We start from the raw sequence: 16,942 nt of genomic DNA on the forward strand, positions 1-16,942 counted from the left end.
AAGACAACATGATTTCCGGCATAAGCGGCGCGTCCAGCCTCGATACGGCCGCGCTGAAGCAGATGCGGGAGCAGATGTTCTCGCAGCTCGATACCAACGGCGACGGTTCCCTCGATGCGACGGAGTTCAAGGCCGGCGCACCCTCGGATGCCGCCGCGGCCAAATCGGATGAGCTGTTCACCGCCTTCGATACCGACGGCGATGGCACGCTCAGCAAGTCCGAGGTGGAGACCGGTTTCGAGAAGATTCACTCCCATATGAAGCACGTCCTGTTGAGTGCGCAGGAATCGAGCGGTTCGACCTCCTCGTCGGATCAGCTGTTCGCCGCCTTCGATACCGACGGCGACGGCACGCTGACCAAGGACGAGTGGGAGGCGGGCATGGAGAAGCTGGGCCCGCCGCCACCGCCGACCGATGCCAGCGATTCGAGCGCATCATCCACCGGCGATACGACCGATGATGCGCTGCTGGATCTGCTGGACCAGCTGAAGGCCTCCAACGACGCGTCGGCAAACACCGGCGGCGCGTCTCAGCAGCAGAGCCTGCTTTCTGTCCTGCTGGGCCTTCAGGAGCAGACGTCGCAGGCGGCCTGAACGCGAAAGGCCTGCGACGCTGCCGGGACCCTGCCGCCAGCCCCAACGATATGCGGCAGGGCTCCTGGCGGCTCCTCGATCGATGATGCGGCCGGCCGGGATCTGAACGATCAGGGAAGGGGCGGGCGCGGGGTCGCGATCTCGGCGCCGTCATAGTCGCCGGCGATGGTCGTGGCTTCGGTGATCCAGTCATGGTGGTAGTTGAGCCGCCCGTGATGCGATCCCTCGATCTCGACCACGAGCGTGATGTCGTCGCTGGAGTCACCCTGGCGATGGGCCGAGCCCGTGCCGGTGATGCGCAGGCCCGGCCAGAGCTGGCAATCCTTGAACCGGAACTCGGCGCCGTCCTTGGTCTTGCGCGCCTCGATCATGCCGCCGCGGTCACAGCCGACCGAGATCGGGTCCGATCCGATATCCCAGGGGATCTCCGGGAACTGCTCGACCTCGGTCTCGATGGCGCGCGCGACGGCGAAGCCGTCCTTCGCATCGGCCGGGCCCGTCAGGGTCAGGGGCGTGTAGCTGCGCACCAGCGAGGTGTCGCAGATCTGCTCATGCGCCACCGGCGTCTCGCCGTCGAGCAGCAGCGCCAGCACGATCTTGTCCGGGCAGCCCAGCCCGCGTCCCATGATGACGTGAGGGCCGCCCTGCATGGTGATCATGTAGCCATGCTTGACCCGGTCGAAGACGGCATAGCCGTTGGAGATGGGCGTGGCCGGGTCGGCGTCGGAATTGAGGATCACGGTCGGATAGTCGCCGCCGGTGAAGCTCGGCCCGCGCGCGGTCTTGGCCCTGGCCGGCCAGAAGGCGCAAGGCAGGCGGTCGGAGAAATAGAGCTGGATGAAGCGCGGGAACTGGGCGCGCAGGGTCTTGGCGCGCGCGAGGATCGAGCGGGCGGCGGCCTCGGGGCTGTCGCCTTCTTCGGTATAGTCGAGGCAGCTGATCGCGTAATAGGCCCCGCTGTAGAACGAACCGTAGCCCACGCCGTCGAGCGTCTCGGGATCGACGGCGAGGTCGTAGTAGGTGAGGCGCATCAGCGGGATCAGGTTGCCGCGCGCCGCGGCCGCCAGCACACGCAGGAAGTCGCGCCGGTCGCTGGGCGTGTAGAGCGAGCTGAAGGCGGTTCCCTCCAGCATGCCGCTGTTCAGCTCTCGCGGGATCCGGTCGCCGTTGGGCAACGGAAAATCCACCTGGATCGGCGCCTTCGCCAGGCGGGACGCGAGCTCGTCATAGGCGGCCGCCGAGGCGCGCCCCATATCGGCATGGCAGTCGGACCTGCCGTCGCAGCTCCGCAGGATCCGCGTGAAGATGCCCTCGACCGCCTTGCTGTCGGCGACGGCGTAGGCTTCCGAACCGAGCGCCGTGTCGAGGACGCCGTCGAGGATCACGCCGGCAATGGCACCGGGGAACGCCACCGCATATTGCTGGGCGAACTGCGTGCCGTAGCTCTCGCCATAGAGCCAGACCTTGGGGGCGCCGATCGCCTGGCGGAAGGCCTCGAGATCGCGGATCGCCTGCTCGGTGTCGACATAGGGCAAAAGCTCGGCATGCTTCATCTCACCCGTGCAGTCGGCCACGAAGCCCTTGGCCTGCGCGATGGCCGTGTCGGGCTTGTCGGGATCGAGGTCCGCCATGTCGTAGCGGGCGATCGCCGCGGGGCAGTCGATCAATGTGTTCGTCCCGGTGCCGCGCTGGTCGAGGAACACGACATCCATCTCGTCACCGAGGCGATGGTCGTGATCGGCGAGCGAATCCTCCGCGACCTGCAGGCCGCTGCTGCCCGGCCCGCCGACGAGATAGATCAGCAGGCCCTTGCTCTGCTGGTTCGCGAAATGGATCGCGAACTCGATCTCGATCTCGCCCTTGGGCTCGTTCGAGAAATGGTCGATCGGCACCTTGATCTTGAGGCAGGTGAGGTCGCTGTCCTTGCAGGGCTGGCCGCCGAGCTTCTCGACGGTCGCGCGCAGCGCGTTCGTGGTCACGCTCGATTTGGGCGGTGTGGAGGCGGTCAGCAGCAGAATCGCGGCGGTTGCCGACAGGACCGACGCCAGGCGAAGCCAGGGGGAACGAGACATGTCAGGGCCTTGGAGAAGAATGGTGCAGCCATGCAATCATGGCCCGTCCCCGGCGCGCAATATGCTCGCGGCCGGCCGCTTCAGGGCGCCGGCGGCACGGCCCCCAAGCCGATACCGCCCGGCGGCCGGCAGGAACAGGCCGACGGTGGGGGGCTGGCGAGATCGGCCTTGTGACATCGCGGCGACGAGCGCGCCGCCGCAGATGAAATCTTGGCCACCACACCGGGGCGTGAAGAGGCAAGAGCGGTCCGGTTGATAGAATCCCCGGCAAAGATCCGCACGAAGGCGACTGACCCATCGGTCTCGTCACGACCGGTTGTCGGGGCCAGCGCCGGCCGTCTCGGCGGGTTGTTTCACAACGCCGGAGAAATTCGATGTCGATCCCATCGTTGCGCGTCGTTCCGTTGCTGGCCGGTCTTCTGTTGCTTGGCGCCTGCAGCACGGGACCGCAGCATGCCGATCCGCAGTTGAGCGAGATGTACAAGTGCAATGGCGCCGATCTGATGAACAGCTATTCCATCTGCAACAAGAAGACCCGGAACGATCCGAGCCTGCGCCACCGCCTCTACATGTCGCAGCTGCAGACCGAGGAGGGAGGCGGGCCTGGTGGCCGCGAGGCCGCGCGATTGACGTGATGACCCAGGAGCCGCGGGCTCAGGCCCGCCCGCCGGAGCAGGCGCCCCGCCTTTCCGAGCTACCCCGCACAGGACATCTTTGATTTGAGGGCTGTGGCGGCGTCTTCCAGCTGCCTCGCCTTCTCGCCGCAGCCGACATCGGCCCGACAGGCCTCGTTGTAGCGCTCGACAACGTTGATTGCCGAGCAATCTTCGTGCCGCAGCAGGAAGTCAGCGTAGCGCTTCAGGTAAGCCGGCTCTGATGGCGCCAAGCTGGCGGCCTCCTGAAAGGCGGTGGCGGCAGTCTCAGGACTTGTCGGCTCATAAACTGCACCGCGCCAGACCTGTACCCAGGGATCATGGCTGCCGTATTGCAAGGCGGCGTCCATGTCGCGCTGGGCCTCGTCGTTCCGTTTCGCCTGGCGCAGCAGCCTCGCTCGGTCGGTGAGGTAAAGGGGGTTCAGCGGATCCAAGGCGACGGCATGATCGAGCGCGGCCAGCGCATCCTTCATCTGACCGAGCTTCTCCCAAGCCAGCGCCTGCCCGTGAACGGCGGGCGCGAGGTCGGGCTCGAGCGCCAGAGCCTGGCTGAAGTCCGCGAGCGCCGCCTGGCCGTCACCCATGGCCAGGTAGGCCTGGGCGCGGCCGATCCGGTATTCCGCATCGTCGGACTTCGTCAGCGCCACCGAAAAGCTATCGATGGCATCGGCGGGATGTCCGCTGCGCCGCAAGCTCTCGCCCCGGACGTAGTCGGCATAGCCCCGCAGCCAAACGAAATCGGGATCCTTGCCGAAGCCCTTCTCGAGGCTGTCCGTGATCCCCTGCAACCGCGCCAGGGAATCCTCCGGGCTGACGGTGGCCTGATTCCAGGGCGCGTAGAACGAGAGATAGGCTCGATGGATGGCGGGCGAGGCGGGAAGGTCGTTGATCGCGATCCGGTACCATTCCTCAACACTTTGCGGATCGCCCCAGGCGATGAAGAGCTTGACCGACAAGACGAACCCGATCGGGTTCATCTCCTTGATGGCGAGCCCCTTCTGCGCATCGACGATCGCGTCCCGCTGCCTGATCTTGATCTCCCGGGAGAAGTCCTCATCCGCGGCGCGAAAGCTGTCGCTGTAGCGCATCATCTGAACGAGGTGGGACCGGCTGACAGCCCGCGCCGCCAGTGCCATGCCAGAATTGGGCCGCTCGGCGACCCAGCGATCCAGCTGTGTCAGGACCGCAGGATCGGACGTGGCGAAGGCGTCGAAGGCCCGGATCAGATCGGTTTCGGGTCGCTTCTGGGCATTGGCATCGTCATCGATCTCCACCAGGCGACGATCGAGCTCGTCGAACCGTCCGCCGGCGAGAAGCGTCATGATCTCGGCGCGGCCGATGGTGTCGGCGCGCACCGACGGTTGGAACAGGACCGCGCCCAGCAGGAGCGTGGCCGCCAGGACCAGGGCTTTGGTTCCGATGAACGTCCTTCTTCCGGTCATGGGATCGGCTCCGGTCATTCGGGCAGGGCCATCGACGCGGCCGGCTGTGTCCAGTTCTGCGCGGCGCAGTTCTGCCGACGGTTCTGCTGGAAGCTCTCGACCATGCCGTCGAGCTCGCCAATCAACCGGCATTGATCGGTCTGACTGCAGATCTTCCGGTAGGTGATCTGAAGCGGCAGGAAACCGCAGTCGGCCGTGTCCGCCAGGAACCTCAAATACTTCTCGACGCGGCTGAGATCGTCGGGTGCCAGCGTGATGGCCCGTTGATAGGCCAGCTTGGCCGCCGGCTTGTCGAAGCTCGACAATATCGAGGCGGACATGCCCTGCACCCAGGCGGCGTTCTTGCCATAAACCTGCGCATCCTCCATGTCGCGGCGGGCCTCGTCCGTCCGCCCCATCGCTGCCAGATGGAGAGCACGCTGCAGCAGGTATTTGGGCTCGAGCGGATCGGCCGCGACGACGGCATCGAGCTCGGCCTCGGCCGCCTTGCAGATGTCGGCGGCACTCGCCGATCGGCACCGCCAGGCATCCAGCTTGCCGTTTTCGTAGAGGGCGTCCGTGTCGTTGGGCGCGATCGTGAGTGCACGCTTCCGGTCGGCATCGGCCTTATCGTAAGCCTCGATGTCGGCATAGGCATCGGCGCGGGCGAGGAGGTAGGTCGCATGCTCCCGGACGGCGAGGGCACGGCCATAGGCGGCGATGGCAGCCTCCCAGTCGCCATTGCGCCAGTCGGCTTCGGCCTTCATATAGTCGGCATAGCCGTCGAGCCAGCCGAAGCCCGGCTTGCCGCCATATTTCTGCTGCAGGTCGAGGATATAGGCTTGCTGGCGCGCCTCGGCATCGCCCCAGGACAGGATGCTCTGCCACCAGGGCGACAGCGACCAGACCCGGGCACGATAGATGGCCGGCGAGTCCGGGTTGGATTGAAGCGCGCGGTCATAGATTTGCGCCGCGGCGATCTCGCCGCTCTGGGCAGTGGCGATGTAGATCAGGTCCGCATAGGCCAGCGGTGTCTTCGGTTCGTGCTCCACGACCCAGAGCAGATCTTCAATGGCGGCCGTCTGGAGCCGGCGCATCTCGGCGAACTGTTCGTTGCTGGTCTCAGAGACGGTTCCGCTGCCACGCGCGATCCAAGCGACGTGATTGAGGTAGCGTCCGCGCGCGAAACGCGCCGGGACCGAATTCGGATGCTGCGCCACCCATTCCTGGAGCCGCTGGCCCACCAGTGGGTCCGAAGTGGCGAAGAGGAAATAGGGCGCGTTCGCTTCGCACTCCTGACAGCCGCCGCCGTCGTAGTCCGCCTGCAGCCTTTGCAGCTCGTTTTCCAGCTTGTCGAATTGCTGCTGCTTCAGGAGATCCAGCCACTTCCGGTCAGGCGTACCCGCATGGGCCGACCCCGGGCTTCCCATCAATAGCAGGAGAACGGCGAGAAGCATGACGAGGCGGAATCGAGCAATGTATGCCATGGCGGACAACCAGCCTCAGGAGTTGAAAATCCGAAAGGCGTCTCGCGCGATAGCAGACGCTCAAATCGTTGAGAGGCGGTAAACCGGCCATGTTTGGCGCCACGGGCGATCGCCCGATGCCGAAGCCGCTGGGCGGGCAGGGGAAACGCGCGGCATTTGAGATGAAAGCATCGTGCCGCGCGGTCCTTCTTCCGCGACCGCGTGTTCTCCGCTCGCCGGCCGCTTGATGCTTCAGAGTACCGTGAGCGGATCGAAATTGAGCCGGGTCGCCAGCGGCGGATCGGCGAGGGAGAAGCTGCGGCCGCAGAGGAGCATGTTGACCTGGCCGTTCTCGTCGATCAGCGGCAGCTCGAGCGCCTCGAGCGTGAGCCAGTCGGCGCGGTGCCATTCGAGCCGCGCCCGGCGCCGGAAGGGCCGGATCTGCGTCGTCAGGTGCTGCATCGTCTCGAGGATCTCGTCGGCCGCCCGGCCATAGAGGCCGTCGCCGACATATTGGCCGGTGACATTGCGGCCCATCATGTCGATGAGCTCGCTGCCGACGAGCCGATGGCGAAAGCGCAGCGGCTGCGGCTCGACATCGATGAGGTGGAGGCAGGGCAGCAGCCGCGCGATGTCGCGGGGATCGATGTCGCGCCGGCTCGGGGCCGGCCGGTCGCCGCGCTTGAGATTCCAGTAGGCCAGCAAGGTCTCCAGGCGCTCGTCCCAGAACAAGCTTGTCATGCGATCGCCCGTCTTTTCCGTCGCACCATTCACCAAAGGGCAGCCGCTCGGTGTCGCTGGGCCCGCGAATCGAGACGAAGGATGGGGAGGAGAGTGGTCCCGTGCCTGCGGGGAATCAACATGGCCTGAAGGTGAAAGGGAGCCGCCCGCTATACCGGTCGGCGATGACGGCCGGCTAGGGCGAGGGCTGCCGCCAGATCCAGGGCATGTCGAACGATCCGGCCCAGAGTCCCAGATGCTTCGCTTTCGCCTGGCCGGCCACTTCCCGATAGGCTTCGCATTTGCAGTCGCGGTCGGGCAGGCCCCAACCCTGCCGGATCAGCCAGAGCGCCACGTCCTTGCCGGCGAGCGTGCAGCGCCCGAGACGCCGCCCTTCGCGATCCTGAAAGGCCCAGTCGCAGGAGACCTTGCGCTGATGCAGATGGTCCGACAGCGCGGCCGCGGCCCGTTCGCCGCAACCATAGTCGGCGCCGGTCGCATCGCGGCAATGCTGGCCGATCGCCGGCGCATCGAGATCGAGCAGCCGCACCGCCTGGCCGTCGACCTCGATCGTGCGGCCATCGATCACGATGGCGCTGCCCGCGAGCGTCTCCGCGCGGGCCGGATTCGGCGGCGACGGCAGCGCGGCCAGCAGAAGGGGCGTCAACAGCAGCCGGGCGAAGCGTCTCGCTGCGAAGGGAGGGCGTCGGAGGGACAGGAGCCGTAGCACCGGCAGATCGCCCCGGCCCGTCAGGCGCTCAGGGCCTTGTGCAGGGCCCGGGCCAGGTCGAGCTTGCGGTAGGGCTTGGTGAGGAGCGGCAGCTTGGCGATCGCCGGATCGTCGCGCAGCCGCACGTCCGGCAGGCCCGAGGTGAGGATGACCTTGAGCTCGGGCCAGCGTTGACGGGCCTCCAGCACCAGGTCGTAGCCGCCGCGTCCGCCCGGCATGATCAGATCGGTCAGCAGCAGATCGACGCGGGTCTGTTCGAGCGCCATGAGCGCGGTCTCGACATCGACCGCCTCGACCACGCGATAGTTGAGCGTGATGAGCTGATGGACGGCGAGCCGGCGGATGGCCAGATCGTCCTCGACCAGCAGGATGGTCTCGCCATGGCCCGGCTCGGCCGTCTCGACCGGCCTGGGCGCGGCGCTGGCGGCCTCGTCCCGGCTTCTCGGCAGGTAGAGACGGAAGGTGGTGCCGATACCTTCCTCGCTGTAGAGATTGATATGGCCGCCCGACTGCTTCATGAAGCCGAACACCATGCTCAAGCCCAGTCCCGTCCCCTTGCCGGGGTCCTTGGTGGTGAAGAAGGGCTCGAAGATGCGCGAGAGCAGGGCACCCGGAATGCCCGTGCCGCTGTCGTTGACCTCGATCATCGCGTAGTCGCCGACGGTCACGTCCCGGTGGCTCGAGGCATAGTCCTCGTCCAGGTGCCGGTTCGAGGTGGCGAAGCGCAGGCTGCCGCCGTTGGGCATCGCATCGCGGGCGTTGGTCGCAAGATTGGCGAGGCTGGTCTCGAGCTGCGCCGGGTCGACGATGACCGGCCAGACCTCCGGCGAGAGGTCGAGCATGATCTTGATATGCTGGCCCAGGGTCCGCTCCAGCAGCGTCGACATCTTCCGCACCAGCTCGTTGATATCGACGCGCTGCGGCTCGAGCGGCTGGCGCCGGGCGAAGGCGAGCAGGCGGCGGATCAGGTCGGCGCCCCGGACCGCGGCCTCCAGCGCGCTCCCGGCCAGCGACTTCACCTGCGGCCCGTCGGCGGGACCGGCGACGAGCAGGTCCAGGCTGCCGATGATGACGGTCAACAGGTTGTTGAAGTCGTGGGCCATGCCGCCGGTGAGCTGGCCGATCGCTTCCATCTTCTGCGCCTGGCGCAGCTGCGCTTCCGTCTGCTGTCGCTTCTCGGTCTCCTGCCGCAGCTCGTCATAGGAGCGGCGGATCTCCTCGGCCTGGCCCTGGGCCGTCTCGGCGGCGTCCCGGAGCGAATTCTGCAGCGTGACGTTGGCGATGGCGATGGAGGTGGCGCGGGCCAGGCTTTCCAGGAGCGCGATCTCGTTCGGGCTGGGCTCGTATTCGCGGGCCCAATAGGCGCCGATCGCGGCGACCGGGTCCTCGACCCGGACGGGCGCCATCATCAGGCTTTTGACGAAGGTCGGACGGTAGGCGTCGTGCGGGATGCGGGGATCGACATAGATGTCGGGGACGACGGCCGTGCGCTTGTTCAGCATCGCCCAGCCCGAGATGCAGCTCGTCATCGGGAACTTCTGCCCGCGCCAGAGCGGCCCGATGGCGTTCTCCTCGACATAGTGGCAGCGGTCGCCGTCGCGCAGCACGAAGGTGACCCCGTCGGCGCCGGAAACGGCGCGCGCTCCGAGGCGGACGATCTCCTGGATCTGCTCGAAGGTCTGGGCGGCCGACAGGCGCTCGATCGCCTCGATCAGGACGAACCAGGCTGGCTGGCCGGCCGCCGACACGGGCGACGGCATGTTTTCCGTCGCCGCCGATCCGAGCTTCGCCGCTTCTGCCATTTCGCCGACCCTGCTGTTCTCAATGCCGAGCTGATGCCACGGAGGGCATGGAAAGCCTATAGCTTAAGACGGCCCTGCTAACAGTTGGTTAACCAGTCATTAACGAGCCGCCCGCCTGTCGCTCCCGTTCCGCGAGCCTCTCGACGGGGATCCGCCGGTTCATGGCACGCGACGGCCGCATGCCGCGTGTCACGACCGGGTGAACTTCCAGCTGACGACGAGCTTGGCCGGGCGGCCGAGCAGCTGGTCCTCCACATCGATCTCGAAGGAATCGCTCACGGCCTTGCATTCGCCGCAGGACACCGTTCGCAGCGTGGAGTCCATGGCGCCGCCGTTCGCGACGGTCCGCAGGACATCGGTCGTTCCCGAGGGGCGCTCCGGGGCCTTCGACACGACGGTCTGCTTCGCGGATGCAAATCCGGGCAGCGCCAGCTGGATGATCAGGGATCCCGTCTGGAAGTCGATCTCGGCCATGGTCCCGGACGGGAACTCCGTGGCGCCCGAGGCATCCTTCAGCTTCCCCTTGCCGTTCACGGTCGTGTCGATGGCGCAGCGCGCCTCCGTCGCCAGGCTGCAGGCGGCGTCGAAATAAGCCTCGTGGGCGGTTTCCTTGACGGTATAGGTCCCGGACTGCAGGCCGCCCTGGAACCCCTGGTAGCGCACGTCCGGCATGACCGAGGCCGCGGCGACATTCGCCTTGGCGTCCTGCATCTGCTGCGAATTCATGTTGACGCCCTGGGACATCTTGATGGTCTCGCGCTGGATGCAGGCCTCGTCCTCGCCGCAGATCTCCATGATCTTCTGGGCCTGCTCCATCAACGGCTGCATGTCGGTCGCCGCCGCCTGCGCTGCGGCCGCGCGATCGGCCTCGCGCTGCTGCTCGGCGGCGTCGGGCTTGTGCAGGGTGCCGAAGCCGCTGGGCTTCTGCGCGGTCATCACCGCCTTGACCTCGTAGCGGGCGTCGACCGTCCAGTAGACATTCTTCTCGTGAGAGTCCGGAAGCTCCTTGCCCGCGCCTTTGAGCTCGTAGGTCACGACGAGCGTAGCCTTGCCGTTGGTCGGCGTCGGCGACGCGGCCTGCGCGGCGGCGGCAAGGATCGTGGTCGCGCACAGGCATGCCGCCAGGCGCGTGGCGTGGATTTTCATCGGCTGATACCCCTAACTCTCCAAACCGCGGAGAACATAATCCGCGGGAGTCGCTGGCACCATCACATTTTTCGGCGACATGGGCCGAGCTGCATTTCTCAATAGATGAAACGGCGCAAACGGCGGCCGCAGACAGACGCTAAAGGGCATCATTGACGGCCAGAGACAATCGTCTTTGGGGGTCGCGGTCAGAACCGGTACCGAAAACCAATCGACACGGCCTGTGCGAATAAATTCCCCGTCGGAGGGATCACATGGTAGTCGGCGTAGAGCGCCAGTTGCTCGTTCATCTCGGCGCTGAACCCGGCACCCACAGCCACTTGATCGCGGGATGGCGTAAGCCCGTCGACCTTGAATCTGCCGCCACCAACTTCCACGGTGTTGGAAGGCGAGGCGTCCATCACCTCGTGGCTATAGGTGATGTCGAGCGTCGGTGTGAGGATCACCCCGTCCTCGGTGACAAAGGGCCGAGCCGCCGTCAGGCCGACGAAAGGCCGCATGGAATCCGCATCCTTGTTCGATACGTCGAGATCGGAACCACCGGCGCCTGTCTCCGTGAAGCTCCCCTCGAAGAGGTGCACGTAGCTAAGCCCCGCCCGCGGTGTCACCGTCACGCGGTCCAACGGAATGGCGCTGCTCAACTGGAAGGCCCCCGTCGCTTCGTCGCCGCCATGGCTGGAGGAAGCCGTCTCTCCCGTCCCGTCGATCGGGCGATCGGCATCGATGAAATCATGCGCATACCCCACCGTGGCATCGAGGGTGACAATACCCAAGGAGGCGCTCCCGTAGAGAGCGACGCGAGGGGTCTCCATGGTGGCGTCGCTGCCGCCATGTTCGTCGAGGTTGGTATGAGCGTAACCGACGGCGATGCCGCTGGTGACGTTCTCGGTCAAGGCCCGATCAAGTCCCGCAAGAAATCCGCCGCTCTGCGCGTCGAAGCCGGGCACACCGCCGCTCCCGTCAAGCGTCGTGAACTGCCCGAGAGCGCGAAACCAGCCGCCCATCCGTGTCATCGCGTCGGGAAGCTGTGCAACCAGGCCGCCGACATCGGCGACATTGTCGCCGAGCGCAAGCTGCGAGGGCAGGGCCGAAGCGATCGCGGTCTGAATGTTATCGCTGCCGGTTCCCAACTGCCGATCGGCAAGATGGTCGAACAGCGTAAAATTCGAATGATGGGCACCCTGAAGCGCGACCGTGCTGAGGGCCGTGAATACCGTGTCATTCGCGGGTTCTATGAGAACCGGGTCGATCGTCAGGTTCACCGCGTTGGTCAGGTATTCCAGCGAGGGGTTGAAGTCGTAACCCTGCGCAATATCGCCGGCGACTGAAGAGAAGGTGCCTGACACGAGGCCCGCGCTCACGATGGTATATTGGCGGCTCGTATAGACCCCGGGATCGAAAACGAGAACGAGTTGGCCGTCGAGACCCGCGGTTCCCGACACGGCAAGCTGCGAAGCCCCGCCGGGCGAAACCTCGATCGACATCCTGCTGCTGGGTCCTTGCGTATAGTCGCCACCGATCGAAAGGGTACCGATGGAGCCACCCGGTGCGGTGGTGCCGCCCGACAGGTTTGCCACGTCTCCCGACACCGTGCCGTGCCCGGCCAAGGTGCCGTCGCTTCCGATCGTCACGCTTCCCAAAAGGCTCGCGGCGGGATGGTTGACGTCGCCGACCCCCAGTGTGCCGTCGGTCGCGGTCGTCATGCCGCCGTAGCTGTTGATGCCGTTGAGGATCAGGGAGCCCGCGCCCGTCTTGTCGAGCGCGCCGGTGCCGGCTATCCCCTGGGAGATCACGGTATCGAAGCCGTTGGTATCGATCGTACCACCGCCACTGCCGATCGTGAGCCCGCGCGTGCCGGCGAGATCGAAGCTCGCACCCAGCTGCAGCGTTCCCCCGTCGAGGGTGAGGGCGCCGTCCGGATCGCCCAGATTGGTGTCCGCGCCGACGCGCAACGTGCCGCCACCGACCGTCGTACCCCCGCTATAGCTGCTCGTTCCCGTCAGGCTCAGGGTGCCGTCGCCCAGCTTGGTCAACGCGCCCGTTCCGACGATCGGTCCCGAAAAAACGGAATCAAACCCGTTGGTATCGATCGTCCCGCCTTGGGCCAGCAGGGATATCGAGCGCGAGCTGTTCAGGCTGCCCGTCACGAGCAGGGTGCCGCCGTTGAAGTTCATGAATTGCTGAAAGCCACGTGCCGCGAGCGCCGCGTCGCTCGAGACAGACAACGGACCGCCTGCCGGCACGATGACATTGGGCCCGATGAAGGAGCCGAAGGCGATGGGTTGGTTGGGTATCGCGATGGGGCTGCCGACCACGGTATTGGTCGAGATGTCGATCACCAGCACGTCGTTGCTGATCTGATTGGTGACATAAGCGAACCGCCCGTCCGGCGTGACGGCGATACCGTAGGGATTGGTGCCCACCGGAATGGTGGCCGTCACGATGTTCGTTGCGGTATCGATCACGGAGACGGTGTTGCTCAGGCTGTTTGCCACGAGCGCGAACCGTCCATCGGGCGCCATCGCGATGCCGCTGGGTTGGATACCGACCCCGATGGAGGCGACAACGGTGTGGTTCGCGTCGATCACCGACACCGAATTGTTGAGCTGGTTCGTGACGTAGACGAACCGCCCGTCCGCGCTCACCGCCACGCCGCGGGGACCGAGGCCGACCGGGATCGGGGAGCCGATCACCGAGTTGGTCGTCGTGTCGATCACCGATACCGTGTTGTCGGCGAAGTTCGTGACGTACGCGAGTCCGCCGTCGGGCGTGAGAGCAATGCCCACGGGCGCCGCCCCGACCGGAATGGCGGCGCCGACAATCGCATTTGTTCCCGTGTCGATGATCGATACCGCATTGTCGGAAGCGTTCACGACATAGGCGAATTTTCCATCGGGGCTGGCCACGATACCGTAGGGTGCCCCTCCGATCGCGATCGTGCCGGTGACGGTGTTCGTGGCCGCATCGATCACGGTGACGGAGCTGCTGTTGATGTTCGTGACGTAGGCGACCCTGCCGTCCGGCGTCACCGTGACGCCATAGGGGATGTTCTCGGCTGGCTGGGTCCCCACGACCGTGTTGCCGCCCGTATCGACAATGGAGACGGCGGTGCCCAGGAATTGGGGGATGTAGGCCGTGACCTGGATTTCGGCCCGGCAGGGTTGCGACGTGCAGGAAACCGCAAGGACGGCAATCGCTGCGAGTCGGGCGGTGGCCGATCTGACTCTCGCGCGGGTATCCGGATGGTCTGGCTGCACGCGCCGACCCCAACTGTTGAACCCAGGGGCAATGGCCCAACGAAATCAACCCTGGGTTTTAAAATTGTAAGATCCGCAATGCCGCCGGCTTGATGAAGATCAAGTCGAGAATCTTCAGGAGGTCTCGATGGTCATTGAATTCCTCGGCAAAGACATCCGGAATCTCGGTAGCCGGTCGGCTGTTCACAAAGAAACCACAAGCCAGGGCGGTTCAAGAGTGACCGGGCCGCGCCCGGCCAAATCGCGGCCGTCATCGAGGGTGCGCTAAGGTAAGCTCCTGGGTGATGTCATCGCCCACCGTCGTCTGAAACCGCGGCAGGGAAAGGATCGGGCCATGGCGGCGAACGTGACGGAGATCACCGGAACCGAAACGAAGGCCGGCGACGGTAGCGCGTTGGATGCGCTCATCGATTTCTATGGCGCCTTCAACAGCGGCGATCTGGAAGCGCTTGCCGCCGTTTGGGCCGAAGGCGATGCGCCCAGCATGGACAATCCGATCGGCGGGATCCGGCGGGGATGGAAAGCCATCAGCGAGGGTTATGCGAAGCTGTTCGGCGGGCTCGCCACGGTCCAGGTCGCCTTCCACGACTTCACGAGCCAGGGCGGCAGCGACTGGCACCTCTTCGTCGGGCGCGAGAGGGGCTATTGCAAGACGCCCTATACCCGTCTCGAGCTTCGTTTCCGCACCACGCGCTGGTTCGTCAAGATCGGCGGCGTGTGGCGCCAGCTCCATCACCACGGCTCCATCGACGAGCCGAGGCTGCTCGCCGACTATCAGCGCGCGATCTTCGGAGCGCCGCTGGGCAATCGGTGATGAAACGCAAAGGCGATCGAGTGATGGCGGATGGGGTGGGATTCGAACCCACGATGACGTTGCCGCCATGCCGGTTTTCAAGACCGGTGCCTTCAACCGCTCGGCCACCCATCCGTCGACGGCCCGCGGGCGCGAGCCGGCGCTGTTATAGCAAACCCTTCGGTTCCGTCGAGCGCCGCCGTCTTCGCGTGATTTCACTCCGCATAGCTGACCGGCAGCACCGTCGTCCTCTTGATGACCTCCATCGCCATCATCGAGGTCACGTCGGAAAGCTCGATACGCTGGATGATGCGCTTGTAGACGGCGTCATAGGCGGCGATGTCGGGCACCACGGCGCGCAGCAGATAGTCGATCTGGCCGCTCATGCGATAGACCTCGACGATCTCGGGGATGCCGTCGATCGCGCGCTGGAAGCGCGTCAGCCATTCCAGCGAATGCTGGTTGGTGCGGATGGCGATGAAGACGGTGAGCCCGACATTCATCTTCGCCGGATCGAGCAGCGCCACCCGCCGGGTGATGACGCCCTTCTCCTCAAGCGCCTTGATGCGCCGCCAGCAGGGCGTGGTGGAAAGGTTCACCTGCTCGGCCAGATCCGCGAGCGGGACTGTGGCATCGTTCTGCAGCAGGCCGAGGATTTTGCGGTCTATGTCGTCCATGGCTGATATAATTCCATAATTTTATCAATACATAGAATGTTTTTCTAAGATTTAGCAAAACTAGGCGGAAATCAAAATAATCTTCCTCGGCGACGGCGCCATTCTCGGGAACCATCGGATTGGTTTTCCACGATGATTCGGGAGGCGCCATGAGCTGGCACAAACCCTTCACCGAGCACCCGGCGAGCGTCGGCGAGAGCTATGGCGAGCATTGGCTGGCCGCCATGGGCTTCGGCCTGCGCATGTTCGGGGCCTCGCTCGCCTGCATGGTCCACGCCTTCCTGCCGAGCCTCTTCACCCGCACCGGCAGCCGGGCGATCGAGCGGCTGCATGACCGGATGGTCGTCAATCGCCGTCGCGGCGGGGCGCAACCGATCGGTGCCTTGCCGAACAAGGCGGCGCGCTAGGCGATCCGCCAAAGAAAAAGCCCCGGCCGCGCTGGCGCGGGCCGGGGCTTTCGTTTTGCGCCGGGCATCGACCCGGCCGGAGGTCAGGCCGCGCTGCGCTTGCCGGCGGTCTCCCATTTCGCGTCGGGGATCACCACCAGCTTGCCGACGAACTGCTTGTTCATGAAGTCGGTCTGCGCCTTGTGGAAATCCGAGAGCTTGTAGGTGGCGGCGAGGATGGGGTTGATCTTGCCGTCCTCGATATAGCCGACGAGGCGCTTGAAGGCGCCGCGCGTGCCCTGCGTCGAGCCGTGCATCTCGAGATGCTTCAGATAGAGCGTGCGCAGATCGAGCTGCACCACGGGCCCGCCGATGGCGCCCGCCGTCACATAACGGCCTTCGGCCCGCAGGATCCGCAGCAGGTCGTTGAACATCGGCCCGGCGACCAGGTCCGCGACCACGTCGATCGGCTTGCCGCCGGTCGCCTTCGCCACCTCGGCCGCGAGATCGCCCTTGCCTCGGGTGACGACGGCCTCGGCCCCGATCGCCTTGACCGCGGCCTCCTTGCCGGGGCCGACGACGGCGTAGGGAATGGCGCCGCGCGCGCACAGAAGCTGCACCAGGCCCGATCCGACGCCGCCCGAGGCGCCGGTGACGAGCACGCGCTCGCCGGCCGCCACGCGGGCGCGGTCGAGCATATGCTCGCCGGTCAGGTAGGCGCAGCAGAAGGTAGCGAGCTCCGCATCGGTCAGGCCGCGCCGCACGACATGCGCGTTCTCGGCCGGCACGGTCAGATACTCCGCATAGCCGCCATCGCGGCCATGGCCGATATAGTCGCAATCGGCCAGGCTGTCGTCCTCGGCATTGTAGATGCTGAAATCGACCATGACGCGCTGGCCGATGCGCTTCGCATCGACGCCGGCACCCACGGATACGATCCTGCCGACGCTGTCCGTGCCCTGGATGCGCGGGAAGGTGAGGGTGGTGCCGCCGCGCCGCCAGGAGGAGGGCGCCTTCGGATCCTCATCGGTGCCGTAGGCCGCCTGGCGCACCCACACATCCGTGTTGTTCATGCCGCAGGCCGAGACCTCGATCAGCACCTCGCCCTTGGCCGGCGAAGGGACCGGCATGTCGGTCCGGTAGACGAGCTTGTCGAGCCCGCCATGGCCGGTGAGAACCACGGCTTTCATCGTCTTGGGGATGGTCGGGGTCGCCGTCATCGGGGA

Annotated in this window: 14 protein-coding genes and 1 tRNA gene; 4 read left to right on the forward strand and 11 right to left on the reverse strand. The window is 65.7% G+C overall.

Features of this window, described 5'->3' with window-relative positions:
• Nucleotides 1-8 precede the first annotated feature (8 nt).
• Nucleotides 9-593 (forward strand): EF-hand domain-containing protein, encoded by a 585-nt coding sequence (locus FRZ61_RS10650; protein WP_151117354.1) that lies wholly within the window; start codon nucleotides 9-11, stop codon nucleotides 591-593.
• 110 nt (nucleotides 594-703) lie between these two features.
• Here FRZ61_RS10650 and FRZ61_RS10655 read toward each other — a convergent pair whose 3' ends face one another.
• The gene (locus tag FRZ61_RS10655) at nucleotides 704-2,665 is read right to left on the reverse strand and encodes an alpha/beta fold hydrolase (protein WP_151117356.1); all 1,962 of its coding nucleotides are present in this window, start codon (nucleotides 2,663-2,665) and stop codon (nucleotides 704-706) included.
• Nucleotides 2,666-3,039: 374 nt separating this feature from the next.
• On the opposite strand from FRZ61_RS10655, the gene FRZ61_RS10660 reads away from it, so the two are divergent.
• A complete protein-coding gene (locus FRZ61_RS10660; protein WP_151117358.1) occupies nucleotides 3,040-3,300 on the forward strand; it encodes a hypothetical protein in 261 nt (86 codons plus the stop codon).
• Nucleotides 3,301-3,359: 59 nt separating this feature from the next.
• Here the strand turns inward: FRZ61_RS10660 and FRZ61_RS10665 are convergent, their stop codons facing one another.
• From FRZ61_RS10665 to FRZ61_RS10695, 7 genes are all read right to left on the reverse strand, one after another.
• Nucleotides 3,360-4,778, reverse strand: coding sequence for a tetratricopeptide repeat protein (locus tag FRZ61_RS10665; RefSeq protein ID WP_191909391.1), 1,419 nt, complete (start codon nucleotides 4,776-4,778; stop codon nucleotides 3,360-3,362).
• Entirely contained in the window at nucleotides 4,775-6,226 is a 1,452-nt protein-coding gene (locus FRZ61_RS10670) for a tetratricopeptide repeat protein (protein WP_151117362.1), read from the reverse strand. Before FRZ61_RS10670 ends, FRZ61_RS10665 begins: the two co-directional genes overlap by 4 nt.
• Nucleotides 6,227-6,457: 231 nt before the next feature.
• Entirely contained in the window at nucleotides 6,458-6,946 is a 489-nt protein-coding gene (locus tag FRZ61_RS10675) for a PAS domain-containing protein (protein WP_151117363.1), read from the reverse strand.
• Between the two features lie 175 nt (nucleotides 6,947-7,121).
• Nucleotides 7,122-7,592 carry a thermonuclease family protein gene (locus FRZ61_RS10680; RefSeq protein ID WP_191909392.1) on the reverse strand — a complete coding sequence of 157 codons (471 nt, stop codon included), beginning with the start codon at nucleotides 7,590-7,592 and terminating at the stop codon, nucleotides 7,122-7,124.
• Between the two features lie 83 nt (nucleotides 7,593-7,675).
• Nucleotides 7,676-9,457, reverse strand: a complete 1,782-nt coding sequence (locus FRZ61_RS10685) for an ATP-binding protein (RefSeq protein ID WP_151117367.1) — start codon at nucleotides 9,455-9,457, stop codon at nucleotides 7,676-7,678.
• A gap of 189 nt (nucleotides 9,458-9,646) precedes the next feature.
• The gene (locus FRZ61_RS10690) at nucleotides 9,647-10,603 is read right to left on the reverse strand and encodes a hypothetical protein (protein ID WP_151117369.1); all 957 of its coding nucleotides are present in this window, start codon (nucleotides 10,601-10,603) and stop codon (nucleotides 9,647-9,649) included.
• 188 nt (nucleotides 10,604-10,791) lie between these two features.
• Complete coding sequence (locus FRZ61_RS10695) at nucleotides 10,792-13,860, reverse strand: autotransporter domain-containing protein (RefSeq protein WP_151117371.1); 3,069 nt, start codon at nucleotides 13,858-13,860, stop codon at nucleotides 10,792-10,794.
• Between the two features lie 334 nt (nucleotides 13,861-14,194).
• Here FRZ61_RS10695 and FRZ61_RS10700 point away from each other — a divergent pair, with 334 nt between their 5' ends.
• On the forward strand, nucleotides 14,195-14,674 hold the full coding sequence (locus tag FRZ61_RS10700) for a YybH family protein (RefSeq protein WP_151117373.1): 480 nt from the start codon (nucleotides 14,195-14,197) through the stop codon (nucleotides 14,672-14,674).
• A gap of 24 nt (nucleotides 14,675-14,698) precedes the next feature.
• Here the strand turns inward: FRZ61_RS10700 and FRZ61_RS10705 are convergent.
• Together FRZ61_RS10705 and FRZ61_RS10710 are read right to left on the reverse strand one after the other, a co-directional pair.
• Nucleotides 14,699-14,788 (reverse strand) — tRNA-Ser (locus FRZ61_RS10705).
• Between the two features lie 80 nt (nucleotides 14,789-14,868).
• A complete protein-coding gene (locus FRZ61_RS10710; RefSeq protein ID WP_151117375.1) occupies nucleotides 14,869-15,330 on the reverse strand; it encodes an Lrp/AsnC family transcriptional regulator in 462 nt (153 codons plus the stop codon).
• A gap of 149 nt (nucleotides 15,331-15,479) precedes the next feature.
• Between FRZ61_RS10710 and FRZ61_RS10715 the strand changes: the two genes are divergently transcribed.
• Nucleotides 15,480-15,737 (forward strand): DUF6356 family protein, encoded by a 258-nt coding sequence (locus tag FRZ61_RS10715; RefSeq protein WP_151117376.1) that lies wholly within the window; start codon nucleotides 15,480-15,482, stop codon nucleotides 15,735-15,737.
• A gap of 83 nt (nucleotides 15,738-15,820) precedes the next feature.
• Here the strand turns inward: FRZ61_RS10715 and FRZ61_RS10720 are convergent, their stop codons facing one another.
• Nucleotides 15,821-16,936: an alcohol dehydrogenase family protein gene (locus FRZ61_RS10720; protein ID WP_151117378.1), complete on the reverse strand. Its 1,116-nt coding sequence runs from the start codon at nucleotides 16,934-16,936 to the stop codon at nucleotides 15,821-15,823.
• Between the last annotated feature and the right edge of the window lie 6 nt (nucleotides 16,937-16,942).

The sequence above is a fragment of the Hypericibacter adhaerens genome, from assembly GCF_008728835.1.
Lineage (GTDB): Bacteria > Pseudomonadota > Alphaproteobacteria > Dongiales > Dongiaceae > Hypericibacter > Hypericibacter adhaerens.

Coding starts and splice junctions, on each gene's coding strand:
- FRZ61_RS10675 (WP_151117363.1), bottom strand. CDS start 6,946: ATGACAAGCTTGTTCTGGGACGAGCGCCTGGAGACCTTGCTGGCCTAC.
- FRZ61_RS10715 (WP_151117376.1), top strand. CDS start 15,480: ATGAGCTGGCACAAACCCTTCACCGAGCACCCGGCGAGCGTCGGCGAG.
- FRZ61_RS10665 (WP_191909391.1), bottom strand. CDS start 4,778: ATGACCGGAGCCGATCCCATGACCGGAAGAAGGACGTTCATCGGAACC.
- FRZ61_RS10650 (WP_151117354.1), top strand. CDS start 9: ATGATTTCCGGCATAAGCGGCGCGTCCAGCCTCGATACGGCCGCGCTG.
- FRZ61_RS10685 (WP_151117367.1), bottom strand. CDS start 9,457: ATGGCAGAAGCGGCGAAGCTCGGATCGGCGGCGACGGAAAACATGCCG.
- FRZ61_RS10660 (WP_151117358.1), top strand. CDS start 3,040: ATGTCGATCCCATCGTTGCGCGTCGTTCCGTTGCTGGCCGGTCTTCTG.
- FRZ61_RS10670 (WP_151117362.1), bottom strand. CDS start 6,226: ATGGCATACATTGCTCGATTCCGCCTCGTCATGCTTCTCGCCGTTCTC.
- FRZ61_RS10700 (WP_151117373.1), top strand. CDS start 14,195: ATGGCGGCGAACGTGACGGAGATCACCGGAACCGAAACGAAGGCCGGC.
- FRZ61_RS10720 (WP_151117378.1), bottom strand. CDS start 16,936: ATGACGGCGACCCCGACCATCCCCAAGACGATGAAAGCCGTGGTTCTC.
- FRZ61_RS10690 (WP_151117369.1), bottom strand. CDS start 10,603: ATGAAAATCCACGCCACGCGCCTGGCGGCATGCCTGTGCGCGACCACG.
- FRZ61_RS10655 (WP_151117356.1), bottom strand. CDS start 2,665: ATGTCTCGTTCCCCCTGGCTTCGCCTGGCGTCGGTCCTGTCGGCAACC.
- FRZ61_RS10710 (WP_151117375.1), bottom strand. CDS start 15,330: ATGGACGACATAGACCGCAAAATCCTCGGCCTGCTGCAGAACGATGCC.